At 40.3% G+C, this 15,108-nt stretch carries 13 protein-coding genes; 4 read left to right on the top strand and 9 right to left on the bottom strand.

The window, feature by feature from the left end:
• Positions 1-479, top strand: a 479-nt coding sequence (locus tag L641_RS0105285) for an IS3 family transposase (protein WP_024601065.1), incomplete at its 5' end; no start/stop codon positions are given.
• Positions 480-515: 36 nt separating this feature from the next.
• On the opposite strand, the gene L641_RS22200 is transcribed toward L641_RS0105285, so the two are convergent.
• The 3 genes from L641_RS22200 to L641_RS0105270 all read right to left on the bottom strand — a co-directional run bounded on the left by L641_RS22200 (position 516) and on the right by L641_RS0105270 (position 6,307).
• Complete coding sequence (locus L641_RS22200) at positions 516-1,931, bottom strand: GGDEF domain-containing protein (RefSeq protein WP_253944047.1); 1,416 nt, start codon at positions 1,929-1,931, stop codon at positions 516-518.
• 238 nt (positions 1,932-2,169) lie between these two features.
• Positions 2,170-5,229 carry an efflux RND transporter permease subunit gene (locus tag L641_RS0105275; protein WP_024601331.1) on the bottom strand — a complete coding sequence of 1,020 codons (3,060 nt, stop codon included), beginning with the start codon at positions 5,227-5,229 and terminating at the stop codon, positions 2,170-2,172.
• A 10-nt stretch (positions 5,230-5,239) separates the two neighbouring features.
• Positions 5,240-6,307 (bottom strand): efflux RND transporter periplasmic adaptor subunit, encoded by a 1,068-nt coding sequence (locus L641_RS0105270; protein WP_016900158.1) that lies wholly within the window; start codon positions 6,305-6,307, stop codon positions 5,240-5,242.
• Between the two features lie 555 nt (positions 6,308-6,862).
• Here L641_RS0105270 and L641_RS0105265 point away from each other — a divergent pair.
• Entirely contained in the window at positions 6,863-7,870 is a 1,008-nt protein-coding gene (locus L641_RS0105265) for a catalase family peroxidase (protein ID WP_013463290.1), read from the top strand.
• 16 nt (positions 7,871-7,886) lie between these two features.
• Positions 7,887-8,426 carry a cytochrome b gene (locus L641_RS0105260; RefSeq protein ID WP_024601330.1) on the top strand — a complete coding sequence of 180 codons (540 nt, stop codon included), beginning with the start codon at positions 7,887-7,889 and terminating at the stop codon, positions 8,424-8,426.
• A 66-nt stretch (positions 8,427-8,492) separates the two neighbouring features.
• On the opposite strand, the gene L641_RS0105255 is transcribed toward L641_RS0105260, so the two are convergent.
• Genes L641_RS0105255 through hisG form a run of 6 tightly spaced genes read right to left on the bottom strand, consistent with a single transcriptional unit; the run spans position 8,493 to position 14,193 of the window.
• Positions 8,493-9,218, bottom strand: a complete 726-nt coding sequence (locus L641_RS0105255; RefSeq protein ID WP_024601329.1) for a 1-(5-phosphoribosyl)-5-[(5-phosphoribosylamino)methylideneamino] imidazole-4-carboxamide isomerase — start codon at positions 9,216-9,218, stop codon at positions 8,493-8,495.
• 33 nt (positions 9,219-9,251) lie between these two features.
• Positions 9,252-9,842 (bottom strand): imidazole glycerol phosphate synthase subunit HisH, encoded by a 591-nt coding sequence (gene hisH / locus L641_RS0105250; protein ID WP_013463293.1) that lies wholly within the window; start codon positions 9,840-9,842, stop codon positions 9,252-9,254.
• Positions 9,839-10,900 (bottom strand): bifunctional histidinol-phosphatase/imidazoleglycerol-phosphate dehydratase HisB, encoded by a 1,062-nt coding sequence (gene hisB / locus L641_RS0105245; protein ID WP_013463294.1) that lies wholly within the window; start codon positions 10,898-10,900, stop codon positions 9,839-9,841. Before hisB ends, hisH begins: the two co-directional genes overlap by 4 nt.
• Positions 10,897-11,997 (bottom strand): histidinol-phosphate transaminase, encoded by a 1,101-nt coding sequence (gene hisC / locus L641_RS0105240; protein WP_013463295.1) that lies wholly within the window; start codon positions 11,995-11,997, stop codon positions 10,897-10,899. The genes hisB and hisC overlap by 4 nt, the downstream gene beginning before the upstream one ends.
• Complete coding sequence (gene hisD, locus L641_RS0105235; protein WP_013463296.1) at positions 11,987-13,288, bottom strand: histidinol dehydrogenase; 1,302 nt, start codon at positions 13,286-13,288, stop codon at positions 11,987-11,989. The genes hisC and hisD overlap by 11 nt, the downstream gene beginning before the upstream one ends.
• A 5-nt stretch (positions 13,289-13,293) precedes the next feature.
• Positions 13,294-14,193, bottom strand: coding sequence for an ATP phosphoribosyltransferase (hisG, locus tag L641_RS0105230; protein ID WP_013463297.1), 900 nt, complete (start codon positions 14,191-14,193; stop codon positions 13,294-13,296).
• A gap of 396 nt (positions 14,194-14,589) precedes the next feature.
• On the opposite strand from hisG, the gene L641_RS0105225 reads away from it, so the two are divergent.
• Positions 14,590-14,823: a hypothetical protein gene (locus tag L641_RS0105225; protein WP_024601328.1), complete on the top strand. Its 234-nt coding sequence runs from the start codon at positions 14,590-14,592 to the stop codon at positions 14,821-14,823.
• Positions 14,824-15,108: the final 285 nt, after the last annotated feature.

The following is a 15,108-nucleotide window of genomic DNA, read 5'->3' as shown; positions in this document are numbered from 1 at the left end:
TTGCCACATGGAGTGGGTTTGTTTATGTCGCTTTCGTGATAGATGTTTTTTCACGATACATTGTAGGTTGGCGTGTATCAACGACAATGCACACAGAGCTTATTCTTGATGCGTTAGAGCAAGCTATTTGGCATCGTGGCAACCCCGAAGGGTTAATTCACCACAGCGACAGAGGCAGCCAATATTTGTCTATACGATACACTGAGCGACTTGCTGAAGCTGGAATTCAAGCGTCTGTAGGCAGTGTGGGTGACTCTTATGACAATGCATTGGCTGAAACAATAAATGGATTATTTAAAACAGAGATTATTCGCAGAAATGGCCCGTGGAAGAATGTTGATGCTGTTGAATACGCAACGTTAGAGTGGGTCAATTGGTTTAATAATCAACGCTTATTATCTTCAATTGGGTATATTTCACCAGCTCAATATGAAACAGACTACTATGATAATTTAAACGAGTCAGGTAAAGTGGCCTGACTTAAACAAACTGGTCTCCGATGAACTCGGGGCGATTCATATCATTAATAACATTACACCTAGATAGAGCAAAACAATCAATTTTTTTAAACTATTAAATTCGTTTTCAATCAGTGATAGAGGGACCTTATTTACTAACTTCCATTTGGGCCATTTCCCGTTGCTATTTCTCTGATTATCAAGTGTTGGTACTTGATCTAGTAAGGTCATGTGTTCAAAAATATAAATGTTGCTATCCTTTTCAATGATCCCATTTGTTTTAGTTTCCATCGCTTGCCATATATCTGGATGGATATCTTGAAAACGTTGCTTGGGTTTATTGGCAAACATAAAAGCCCATTGTTTTTGTACATCACCAAATAACCAGTAACTTTCTTCATTAAAGAGCATAATGTCACCTAGTGAGCTTTTAGAAATATTTTCTAATTGACTAAGTAAATGCACACCTCCGAGATTTATTATAAGTAAGCCAATCTTTTCATTGTTTTTGTCAACTAGCACTGAGCCTAAACGGATCATTGGTTTTAATGGCCTTTCAATTTGACCATTTTCAATATTTAAATCTAATGGAGATATAAAAATATCATCAGGGCTGAGCTTTATCCCGCGTTTATAGTAGTATCGATCGCTTTTATCTTGAAGCTTGTCTGGAGGTACGATAACGGTACTGTTATTTTCTCTTTGCACCCTTATTAACTCTTGGCCTTTTAAGCTAAGAATTCTTATTTGGGTGTAATAATTTTTTATGGTGATAAAATTAAAATAGTCCTGTTCTAATAGTGTTTTGTTTTCATTACTAAAAAAACGCTGTTCCTTAAAGTGGTGATTATTTTTAAGAATTAACAGATCACGAGATGCATGATTAAGTTGTTGTAAAAACGAATATTTAGCTTGTTTTAACTCATTTTTCTCTTTTTGAATAACAGAACCTATACGCGTTTGTATTTGGTTTTCGTAAAACATATACAAGGCAATATATAAAATAATTGCAGAGCAAAAATAGGTCAGTAGGCTAGTAAATATGGTTGTGTTTAGCTTTTGCGAATTTTGCTCTTGTAAGGGCAAGAAGGCAGGTTTAATAATGGAAAAGTAAATTATAGGCACACTCAGACTACTGAGTATTAAGCTATCAATTGCTATGACTTGCCATTGCTGTAAAACAAATTCGTCAAAATTAAAGGCAAACATAACTAAAGCCTCAATCGTAAAAACGATCATAGCTATTTTAAATGTTAGGAATTCGGTTCTCGATTGTTGGTTTTTTACAAAGTCACTATCATTAAATAAGTAGTGAATAGTAATAATAGCAATGAATGAGATAAGGCTGGCATCTAATATTACAGAAAACCAGATGCCTGTATATTTCGTAACAAATGATGCCAATAACATCATAATAATGGCTTCACTTAACGCCAGTGATATAAATAGAATAAGTAAGCGTTGTAATGGCATATAAAGTTTCCGAGCCAATTATTATTGAATAACAAAAGCGACTAAATTTAATATGGGGCGGACAGTAGAATTGTTATCGTTAATTTAAAAATACTGCTGTTTGATATTAATATAATAATTAGAAAGTGCGTTTATTGCCATTATGGTTGTGCGTTTATTCTGTAATTTTTGACTAAAGTAGGGTGAATCTTGATCAAAGTGTTCATAACATTTGACCAAGATTCAGTGTGATCAACAATTAACTATGTATATGTTCATCTGTTTTTACGTTCATAAATATCGCGTAGAGTACGGGGATCACAATTAAAGTCAGTAGGGTGGCAAACAGTAACCCAAACACCAGTACCACTGACATCGATTGGAAAAACGCATCAAAGTATAGTGGTATTACCCCTAGTACGGTGGTGAGTGTGCCCATCATTACTGGTCTTACCCGACTATTTGCCGAATCGATAATGGCCTCATAGCGTGGTTTTCCTTGGCGTATTTCCATATCCATCTGATCCACTAATACAATGGCATTTTTAATCAATAAACCAGAGAGCGACAGTAATCCTAATATACCCATAAACTCTAATGGGATTTGTGTAGTAACCAGCCCAAAAACAACACCAATTAAGGCTAATGGCACCACAAGCCAAATAATAATAGGTTGTTTTAATGCGTTAAATAACACAATAACAATGAGTACCATGGCTAAAAAACCCAGTGGAATAGTTGAGGCCAGCATTTCGTTAGACTCTTTCGATTGACCATATTCGCCATCCCATTCTAGGCGGTAGCCTTGTGGTAGTTCAATGGCTTCTATTTTTGGTTTTACTCTATTAAATAACTCAGAAGCAAGCTCCCCTGGCAGTGGATCGGCTTGGGCTTTTATGGTCCATTCACGGTCTTCACGTTTTAATATGCCGTCGCGCCATACGGTTTTAAAGCCATTGGTGACTTGAGCAAGAGGCAGTGTTTCACCGGTGATATTGCTTTGCACTTGAATGTTACCAATGTCGTTTATGTCTACGCGTTCTTTTTGTGGCGCTCTGACGATAATAGGAATGAGCTCTTCGCCTTCACGATACTGCCCAACCACTTGCCCTGAAAAGTTTTGTTGCAGTGCTTCAGCAACAGCTTTGCGCGTTACACCTGCGCGCTGTGCATTAATGGCTGAGTACTGTGGCTCAATAACACTAATGCGTTGTCGCCAGGTGTCTTTAATTGATAACGCACCGCCATCATCAATTAATATGGCTTTTGCTTTTGCTGCCAGCTCTCTTAATACACTCGGATCGGGGCCTTTAAATGTGGCTTCTATTTTAGAGCCACCACCTGGGCCCATTACAAAGCGCCATACTTTGCCTTGCGCATCCACAAAGTTATTATCGATGTAGTTTTGTACCCTAGGTAAGAGTTGATCTAGTTTTTTATAGTCATCGACTTTAGCTAAAATTTGCCCGTAAGAACTGTTGGGTGATTCGCTGCCATAAATAAGCATGTAACGTAATCCGCCACCGCCAATAAGCGTTTGTATGCCTTCAACGCCGTTTTGTTGTTTTACAAACGCTTCCAGTTTGAGCATGTCTTTTTTGGTTTTTTCAATATCGGTGCCTTGTGGTAACCAAAAATCAACCACCATTTGCGGCGTGGTGGAAGCTGGGAAAAACCCTGATTTTACAAATTGAAAACCCCACATAGACACACTAAACATGGCAACCACAACAGTAACCGTTAACCAGCGATGATGAAGTGCCGACACTACAACCGATTGATACAGTGCCATGAGCTTATTAGGTTTTGCTGAACCGGAGGTATCGCCATCTTGTTCTTTAAACAAGCAATAACAAAACAGGGGAGTTAGGGTAATGGCAAATAACCAGCTGTATAACAAAGAGATTAAAATAACCCAAAATAAATGGCCGGTAAATTCAGCGGTATCGCCCGGTGCGAGGCCAATAGGTGCAAAGGCAACAATGCCGACTAATGTACCGCCAAGTAGTGGCCATTTAGTTTGTTTTACAACTTCACTGGCAATGTCTAACTTTTTACGCCCTTGTTGTGTGCCTACCAAAATTCCTTCTGTCACCACAATCGCATTATCAACCATCATACCGAGGGCAATAATAAGCGCACCTAAGGAAATACGGTGCATGGGTATACCGCTAAAGTCCATGGTAGCAAGTGTCGCAAAAATAGTTAGCAGTAATACGGCGCCAATAATAATCCCAGAGCGCAACCCCATAAATAGCAGTAGCGTGACCATGACAATCACCAGCGCGACTAATACATTAACCACAAAGTTATCGACTGAGTCTTGTACCACTTTTCCTTGGTGGTAAAACTCATGCACGCTGATGCCAAGCGGTCTGAGGTTTTCAGTTTGCTTTACTTTATCATCAACGCGGTCAAACACTTTTACCACATTAGCGCCTAATACACTGGCAACCCCCAGGGATATGGCAGGCTTAGAGTTGTAGCGCACTAACTTGGTTGCTGGGCTTTGAAAACCGCGGTATACATTGGCAATATCTTTTAGGTAAATTGTTTTACCTTTAGCGCTGGCACTTACCAGTAGGTTTTTAATGGTATCAACGGAGTTTAATTCGCCGGTGGGATCAATAAAAATACGTTGATCGCCAATTTGGGTATTACCTGCACTCAATACGGCGTTTTGTTCATCCAAAATACCGTAAATGTTATTGATAGATACACCTAAAGAGGCTAACTCTTCTCGAGCAATTTCTACAAATATTCCCTCTTGTTGTACGCCCGTCATGGCAACTTTCGCTACACCGTCTACTTGTAAAATGTCACTTTGTAGCGTTTTAGCATAGGCATGCAGTTCATCGGGGGAGTAACCTTCGGCAGTAATTAAATAACTTAAGCCATATACATCGCCATAATCATCAAACACTTTGGGGGTCCCTGTACCAGGAGGAAGTGTTGGGCGAGTATCGTTAATTTTGTTTCTGAGTTTAGTCCAAATAACTTGTAGCTCAGATTTGGTTGGCGAAAATTCTGATTTAATTTCTACTTTAATTTCAGATAAGCCCGTTGATGAGGTCGACGATATAGTATCGACTTCTTGTAACTCTTGAATGGCACGCTCAAGCGGCTCGGTCACTTCTTTAGCAACCTCAAGCGGGCTCGCGCCTAAATAAGAAACAAATACTTGCGCGGTGCGAATTATAAATTCGGGGTCTTCAAACCGAGCCATGTTTTTGTATGACGAAAAACCAAAGCCAAGCGTTAAAATGATGAGTATAGTGCTAATTAATTTATTATTTATTGTCCACTTTGCTAAATCCATGACTGCGCTCCTATGCTTTAGTCCAAGGACGTACTTTCATACCCTCAGTCACATAGTTTGCACCTGCACCTACAATCACATCACCTGCTTTTAAGCCCTCAGTAATAATCAGTTGTTCGCCAATACCTTGCTCAATAGCAACGAGTGTTTTTGATACTTGCATTGTTTGTTGGTCAACAGTCCATACGAAATGCTGGCCGTTTTCTTCAAAAATAGCAAAGGTAGGGACAGCCAGTCGTGTTGCGTTTGAACTTGTTTGACGTTCTATTTTTAGGCTGGCATTCATGCCAGGTAATATATTAAGGTTATTGGGTACAGCAAACGAAAAGCGTACTTCATAGGTTTGACTGGCTGAGTCGGCTTCTAAATTCGCACGTCTAAATGTGGCAGGGATAGGCGCAGCCGATACATCTTGTAAAATAACAGTCGCTACATTGTTTTGTTTAGAATCTACCGTGGCCACAATAGACGCGGGAATATTTACAACCGCTTCCATTTCACCTTTACCAAATAGGGTAACTACATGTTGCCCAGCACTGATGTTTTCAAGCTGCTTTACTGGAACTTCTGCAACAATGGCATCGTAAGGCGCTATGATTTTACTGTCAGATAATGCCTTTTGCGCTGAGTCATATTGTGATTCGGCCACTTCTTTTTTAGATTTTAGTTGCTCTATATCTCGCTGTGAAATAACACCGTCTTTTGCAAGCTTTAAACCACGTTGATAATCATTGTTGGCCGTTTCAAACTGTATTTTGCTCGACTTAACCTCATTAACAAAGTTTCGTTGCTCTAATGCGGCTATTACGTCTCCTTTTTTTACGTTTTGCGCAGCAATAACGTTGAGCTTTTCAAGTTTACCACTGACCTGAAAGGCCAGTTTTGAGCTGTTTATTGTATCTATAGTGGCAGGATAGGTGAGTGTTTTTGATTGAGAGCCATCATCAATGGTTATTAACTTAACAGGGCGTGGCTTGTTTTGCTTTTGAGTGCTGACTTCGCTATCTGAACAACCGGCTAACAACAGTAGCGCAATACTAATAAAATTAAATTTAGTAAAACATGGTTTATTGATCATCTTGCTTACCTTAAATAAAAAGTGCGGTGTTAATCGTTGGCATTTTTGTGTGGTTCAAAATTATAAAATGCGTAAATGTGTTTATTTTCGAATTTACCTGTACTGCTGTTTATTAAGCTATAACTACTTACTACTTGAAAAAAGCAGTAGATAACGAGTGAGTAATAAATAATATTTTAATTTCAACAGTTTATTATTGCTGTACGGTTTTGTTTTAATTTGTGTGATTTTGTAGAACGTAATAAATCAGTACCCTAATGCTTGCTTTGTATCAACATTAGTATAATTAACAATCGGCTTTTTTAAAGCGCAGCTCATAAAGATTATATTTTTGGAATTTAAAATACTTAAAGTGCGGTTTTTATTAATTAAATTGAAATATTAATTGCTTGGGGTCGGTCTTGTGAGTGTCGTGTCGGTATAACTAAATAAAAGCTATCCGATCTAAAGCATATCTCAGTAATGGTTAGCCATTAATTTAAAGACGTAATTAAAACTATGAAAAATTCCAAACATAATCATCATGAAAATAATCATACGAGGTCTAATCCTACCATGAGTAAAAAAATCACCTTAATTGCAATAATCACTTTATTTGCACTGACGATTTTATATTTTACCGGCGCTTTTAACAGCGATGCGGTTACTGCGCAGCGTTTTGTTAATTTACAACAAGGTGATCAAGCCCATGCGGGTTTTCGTCGAGCCCATGCAAAAGGTATTTGTTTAGCGGGGTCGTTTGAGTCTACCGGTGAGCTTGCTAAATATTCGCAAGCAAAGGTATTTGATTTAGGGGCCACTCCTTTTGTTGGCCGTTTTTCTATTGCGGGCAATAACCCAACCGCGCCTGATTTAAAAGCACCGGTGCGCAGTTTAGCGTTTTCTATAACTACCGATGATAACCAAGAATGGCGCGTAGCAATGAACACGCCTCCAGTTATGGCTGTAGCGACGCCAGATGCGTTCTTTAAACAGTTACAAGCGCTATCCCCTGATCCGGTAACTAAAAAACGCAGTCCTGAAAAAATTAAAGCCTTTTTTGCCGCACACCCTGAAAGTGCCGCATTTAATAACTGGAAAGCAAGTTATAAACCAACCAGCAGTTTTGCCACTGAGCAATACCACAGTATTAATGCCTTTTATTTGGTTGATGAAAATAATAAAAAGCACGCCGTACGTTGGATAGCTAAACCACAATTAAGTGATGAAAACATTCAACCACTTAATAATGATTCAGCCGATGCATTGCAGCTACAACTTAAAGATCAAGTTGCTCAAGCCCCCGTTAAATTCGACATGCTGTTTAGCTTTGCAACCGAAGAGGATGATGAAAATAACCCAACTGTTTTATGGCCTCAATCACGTAAAACCATAAATGCCGGTACGTTAGTTATCTCAAGGCTTCAGGCGCAAGAAGGAGGCGTGTGTGCTGATATGAACTTTGATCCCTTGGTACTTCCTACAGGGATAGAGCCAAGCGCCGATCCTATATTACGTGCCCGTGGCGCGGCTTATGCTGAGTCATTTCGTCGTCGTGCTAAAGAAGTACTTTTAAATAATTAATAACAGGAAATATCGAATGAAAACAATTAATAAATACTCAGCGTCGAGTATGCTTATTCACTGGGCGATGGCGTTAATCATACTTTCTATGTTATTTCTTGGTTTGTCGATGGTACAAAGTTTAGCGGTTTGGCAAGTAGAGGCCATTGCGCTGCATAAGTCATTTGGTATTTTAGCGTTAGTGTTAGTTGCTATTAGATTAATCAATAAAGTCGTCACCACCAGTCCTGCATTACCACCGAGTGTGCCTAAGGCTCAAGCACTAGCCGCGCATTTAACCCAAGTGGGTTTATATGCATCTATGATTTTAATGCCGATTTCTGGTTGGTTAATGCAAAGCGCTGATGGCCGTCATGTGAGCTTTTTTGGTTTATTTACTTTGCCCAGCTTAGTTAGTAAAGATATTGAAACGTATGCTTTTTTCCGTGAAGCACATGGTTTAATTGCTTATGCATTTTTATTGTTTATCTTTATGCATGTTAGTGCCGCGCTTTATCATGGTTTAATAAAGCAAGATGGCGTATTAGGCTCTATGTTACCTGGTAAGCATAAATAAACTAATAGTTTTATACAAAAAAGGCACAGATGCGCTCGCACCTGTGCCTTTTTTAGAGCTATATTTTTAGCTTAATTTAAGCGCGTCTTCTACGCTAAAAGCACCATCTAATAAAGACTTGCCTAAAATTACGCCGCCAACACCAAGTTCATTTAGCTTTTTAATATCATCTAATGAACTCACACCACCCGACGCTTGTACTTTAATATCTGCATTATGATTAATTAAATCTTCATAAAGCGCAAAAGAGGGGCCGGTCATGGTGCCGTCCTTACTGATGTCCGTGCATAAAAAATCAATAATGCCCAGCTCTACATAAAAATCAATAAGTTCAAATAGCCCAAACTCAGATTCATTTAACCAACCATGGGTTGCTGGCGCCCAGCCGGACTCTGTTTTATTAACATCAAGGGCAATTACAAAGTGCTCAGCGCCAAATTGCTCAATCCAAGCTTTAACCTGTTCACGCTTTTCAACTGCCATTGAACCAATAACCACTTGGTTTGCACCGGCTTTTAACCAATCGCTCACATCTTGCTCTGAACGAATACCCCCACCCACTTGATAGGGCACATTCAGTGCTTTTGTGGCTGCTTGAATATGTTGCCATTGTTTTTTACTGGGATCGCGTGCCCCTTCTAAATCAACAAGGTGCAGTTTACCCGCGCCGCTGTCAGCGTATTCTTTCAGGCGAGCGCCAAGTTCAAAGGGGTAAAACTGTGCGGTATCATATTTACCTTGATACAAACGTACAATTTGATTTTGTAATACGTCTAATGCTGGAATAATCACTGTGTATCTCTTTTATTATTTATTAACAGTCGCTTATAACTGCCAATCTAGAAAGTTTTGTAATAAACGAGTGCCTACTTTAGCACTTCGCTCTGGGTGAAATTGCATACCGGCATAATTATCTTTAGCGACAATGGCTGAAAAAGTTTGCCCGTATTCACTACTGACTAAAGTGGCATCGTTAACGGTATGCGCAAAGCTGTGCACATAATAAACCTGATCGTCTTTATGCAGCCCTTTGGTTAGTGGGTGCGCTTGTTGTATAGATAAGTTATTCCACCCCATATGCGGTGACGTTAAACTACCTACATCCAGTGCTTTTACTTGGCCGGGTATTTTACCTAAGCATTGCACGTTACCTTCTTCGGTGCTTTCGCACAGCAGTTGCATCCCCAGGCAAATTCCCATTAGCGGGCGCTGATATTCGTTAATGGCTTGCTGCCAACCATTATCGACTAGGCGCTTCATAGCCACAGATGCATGGCCAACACCAGGCAAAATAGCGCGCTCATAGCCTGCTAATTGTTCTGGCGAGGTAATAACGGTAGGGGTTTTACCTAAACGCTCAAATGCAAAGCGTACCGAGTTGATATTGGCACAACCGGTATTAATTATCGCTATCATAAACACCCCTTAGAGCTGGCTGTTTGTTGACTAGTATCTTGTGCAATTGCCATACGCAGAGCACGAGAAAATGCTTTAAACAAGCCCTCTACTTGGTGATGACAGTTACCGTCACTTACCGACAAAATAAGGCTAATTGCAGCGTTATCACTTAAGCTTTTGAAAAAATGCTCTACCATTTGTACGTCTAAATCACCGGCTTTTTCGCGGCTAAAGTTTGCGTTTAACACAAATGAAGCACGTCCAGATAAGTCAATTTGCGCTTCGGCTTTACATTCATCCATAGGCAATGCAAAACCATAACGCGCAATTTGAGATTTTGTGCCAAGTGCTTGTTTAAGAGCAACCCCTAAGGCAATACCAATGTCTTCAACAAGGTGATGCTCGTCTATGTGTAAATCGCCTTTGGCTTTAATGTTTAAGCCAATGTTTGCGTGGGTGCGTATTTGATCCAGCATGTGATCAAAAAAGCCAAGGCCGGTGTCTATGCTACCGTTTTTAGTTTGATCAAGATTAACCGCTACATCAATTTGTGTTTCTTTGGTATTGCGTGTAACACGGCCTTCACGGTTTGCCGTTGTAAGCTTAGTAACAATAGCAGGCCAGCTACCATCGTATAAAATACCTTCACAACATAAGTTTTGCGCAAGACCAATATCTGTTTGGCGGTCGCCAATTACAAAAGAGCGCGCTAAATCTACGTTGCCAGAGCGCATAAGCTCGGTCAGTAAGCCTGTTTTTGGCTTACGGCAATCGCAGTTTTGTTCATCAAAGTGTGGGCAAATGAGTACATCTTCAAAGTTAATCCCTTGGCTGTTGAGTATGTCCATCATTTTGTCTTGGGCTATGTCAAAATCCGCAGTAGGGAAACTGTCAGTGCCTAAACCATCTTGATTAGATACCATCACTAAGCGATAGCCTGCTGCTTGCAGTTGCAATAATGCCGGAATAACACCAGGTAAAAAAGCCAACTTTTCAAGGCTATCTACCTGTTTGTCGGTGATTGGCTCTTCAATAATGGTGCCGTCACGGTCTATAAATAAATAGGGATTACTCATGATACTTCCTGTTGTGATAGGGCTGTTGGGGTGGTTAAACCATCGAGCCAAATTTTTACTTGTTCTAATTCTTGTTCGCTACCAATTGAAATGCGTAGCCAGTCGTCTTCACCGTATAAGGTAAATGCTCGCATGACTAAGCCTTGTTCAAGGGCAACTTTAAAGCTGTTTTTATCGGCCAATTTTAAGGTAACAAAGTTGCCTTCACCAGTGAGAATTTTTAATACAGCAGGGGAGGCGTTTAACCACTCTATTAGCTTTAATTTTAAGCTGTTTAAAATGCTCACTTGGCGACGCATAGAGGTAATGGCATCAGGGGCAATGGCTTGCGCTGCAATACTCGCTACCACGCTCGATACCGGATACGGTGCAATGACTTTACGAATGGGCGCAAGTACACTGGCTTGAGCGAGGGTAAACCCGGTTCGCAGGCCTGCCAACGCAAACGCTTTTGACAGTGTACGTAGCACTACAATATTACTAAACTCGTTTATAAGTTGTGTTGCACTTTGCTCTGGGCAAAACTCAATATAGGCTTCATCAACAATCACCAATGCTTTACCTGCAAGCGCAGTGGCAATGGCTTTTACTTTATCTAGCGGCGTTAAACTACCTGTTGGGTTATTTGGATTACAAATAAACACCAGTTTTGAGCTACCGACCGCAGTGACAATATCATCAACATTGGCTGTTAATAATAACTCTTGAGTAAGCGCGTTAATAGCCACATTGTGCGTATCAGCAGTGACTTTATACATACCGTAGGTAGGCAAAAACAGCGCAATACTGTCCTTAGCTGGCTGGCAATACGTGCGTACTAAAAGCTCAATGCCTTCATCTGCACCTCGCGTCATAAGGACATTGTCGCTTTTAAGCTCGGTATAAGCTGCATAGCGATCAATAACCAATTGTGGCTGAGGGTCGGGGTAGCGATTTAAATCTTCAATACTCAACTCAAGGTTTTTAGCATATGGGCTTTCGTTGGCATTGAGCCACGTTGTGCCTGTTAACTTTTCACTTTTAGCCGAGCTGTAAGCAGCAAGCGCTTTAATATTCTCGGGTAATAAGCTGGTTGCTTGGGCGCTCTCATTGCTCATTGTTTATTGCCTCTAAACGAATTGAAACCGCATTAGCGTGGGCATCAAGGCCTTCTGCGTCTGCCAGTGGTAAAATAGCTTTTGAAAGCTCTGTTAAGCCACTTTTACTAATAGTTTGTACTGTGTATGTGCGGAAAAAATCAAGCAAGTTTAAGCTTGAGTATGTCGCGCTATAACCGTAAGTAGGTAATACGTGGTTAGTACCCGATGCATAATCGCCAGCCGATTCTGGTGTGTAGTCGCCAACAAATACTGAACCTGCATTTTTAACCGCATCAAGGTACGGGCTTGCATCTGCCAGCTGTAAAATTAAGTGCTCTGGCCCATATTGCGCTGATACATCAAATGCTTGCGCTATTGAATCCACTAAAATAAGTGACGAATTGGCCAACGCTTGTTCAGCGGTGTCTTTTCGGCTTAAGTTAGCTAATTGACGAGTAAGCGCGTCTTGTGTTTGTTTAATAATAGTTTCGCTGTTACACAATAAAATAACTTGCGAGTCGGCGCCATGCTCTGCTTGTGAGAGTAAATCGGCCGCAATAAACTCTGGATTTGCTCGTTCATCTGCTATCACTAATACTTCAGATGGACCTGCTGGCATATCAATCGCCATTCCTGGAATTGTTTGTGCAACTAACTGCTTTGCCATAGTCACAAAGCTATTACCTGGGCCAAAAATTTTATTCACTTTAGGTACTGATTCAGTGCCGTAGGCCATTGCAGCAATCGCGCCTGCACCACCGCTTTCAATAATAGTGGTGATACCACATAATTTAGCAGCATATAAAATAGCAGGATTTATTGCTTTATCGCCTTGTACTGGGGTAGTGAGTACCACGGTTTTTGCACCGCTTAACTGCGCCAATACACCTTGCATTATAACTGACGATGGCAATGGGGCACTGCCCCCAGGGACATAAATACCGACCGCTTCGATGGCTTGATATTTCAGTTCACATTCAACGCCCGGTTGAGTCGATAACTTAATATCTTTAGGCAGTTGCGCTTGGTGAAAACATTTTACATTTGCATAAGCGGTATCAATTGCATACTTAAGCTCAGGGCTTAGCATTTTCTCAGCGGCATTAATTTCATCAAGTGGAACACGTAAACGCGGCTCAGCTCGGTTATCAAACTCTTTTGCTAACGCCAGTAATGCAGCATCGCCTTGCGCATTTACTTTTGCCAAAATAGTTTGGCAAATACTTTCTACTTTTTCACTCGCTGATACAGCAGGGCGCATCAGCGCCGCTGCTTGAACCTGTGATGATTCTTCATTCCAACGAAGCATGGCTGTTACTCCATCATTTTTTCAATTGGCATAACTAAAATAGAATTCGCGCCGAGTGCTTTAAGTTGCTCCATGGTTTCCCAAAATAACGTTTCGCTACTTACCATGTGCAATGCTACATATTCGTCAGATCCTGCTAGTGCAAGTAATGTAGGTTGACCAGAACCAGGCAGGATTTCACAAATTTCATCCAGCTTGTCTTTTGGTGCGTGTAGCATGATGTATTTGCTTTCTTTGGCTTGCTTAACACCACGCAAACGCGGCATCAATTTATTGATAAGCGCGAGTTTGTCAGCATCTTGCAGTTGGGTGTTTTGAATTAAACAAGCGTTTGACTCTAAAATTGTATCACCCTGCATTAAGCCATTAGCTTCAAGGGTTGCACCTGTTGAGACCAAATCACAAATGGCATCAGCAAGACCAGCACGCGGCGCCACTTCAACAGAGCCTGTGAGCATAACAGTGCTGGCGTTGATGCCTTCACGTTTTAAATATTGGCTTAAAATTTCAGGGTAGGTGGTTGCAATACGTTTGCCTTCAAACCAGCTTTTGTCTTGCTTACCTAGTTCTTGTGGCCATGCAAGTGCAAGACGACAGTAACCAAAATCTAATTTTGATAATTTAGTTACTTCGCTTGGAACGCCTTGGCGCTCTCTTTCTGCTTGTACTTCAACTAAAACGTTTTCGCCAACAATACCTAAGTCACATACACCGTCCATAACTAAACCTGGAATATCGTCATCGCGTACACGTAAAACGTCAATTGGCATGTTGGTTGAGTGTGCTATAAGGCGCTGCTCGCGAAGGTTGAGTTTTACACCCAGTTGCTTAAGCAGATCTTGACAATCTTTAGATAGGCGGCCGCCTTTTTGGATGGCGATACGAAGACGATTACTATTATTCATTACTCATTTTCCTTTAATTTTAAAACTAAAAACCCCGAGGGAAACCTCAGGGCGAAAATGAATCTTGGTATGTTGATTCGCCAGAGGTTTCCTTTTAGGAACAACCTCTCAGCGAAAGACCTGACAGGTTATTCCGATGAATGATGGTGGTGATGTACTGCTGTCAGAGTGTTGCGCATTTTTTATCCTGTTTAGCTATTCGTTATTATGTTAACGCTTAGCTGTTGCTTGTTTAATAAATTTCGCATTTATAAAAACACATAAACCAATAGCATGGCAAGAAAAATTTTCTTAAATTAAAGAATACCTTATAACTGTCGATAATAACTAAAGGTTTGCTTTATTTATCAACAGTTTTATAGTGATTAAATTACATTCAATTCAATGGAGGCACGCATGGATATAATGATCCCTTATTTAGGGCCTATTACGCGTTTAACGCTTGAATCTAAAGGGGCTTTTCATATTGCTGGGGTTCAACAAAGTGCCAATGCCAAAAAAGTCGAGTTAGAAGAGCGTAAAAAAAGAGAAGTAGAAAAGCAACATAAGCTGGCGTTTGACGAAAATAAATCGCGCAATAAAACCGCTGAAGAAGATGACGACAAACCCCATTTAGATACATGGGCTTAGTACAAGTGATTGGCGATACCGTTATTGCCTCAAGTTAAAATCGCCCTCAATAAAAGCAAATTTGTTTAAACATAGCAAATAGTGGTGCATGGCTATGAACTGCGTGTTTTTAAAACTACTCCCTACCCATTTAAAATAGATTACCCCTCTTTTAAAGCTCAACAGGTAAAGTCTTTTCCTTGCAACTACATGCTCATTGAGCAGTCGATTAGTGATTAACAATAAAGCGTGTGATTTTAAAATCTAATGCTTTTTGCTGGCTGTTTTATGTAAATATATGTATAC

Source organism: Pseudoalteromonas sp. TB41 (assembly GCF_000497975.1).
Lineage (GTDB): Bacteria > Pseudomonadota > Gammaproteobacteria > Enterobacterales > Alteromonadaceae > Pseudoalteromonas > Pseudoalteromonas tetraodonis.
Note: the sequence above shows the minus strand (reverse complement) of the source record. Positions and strands in the feature narration are given on the sequence as shown.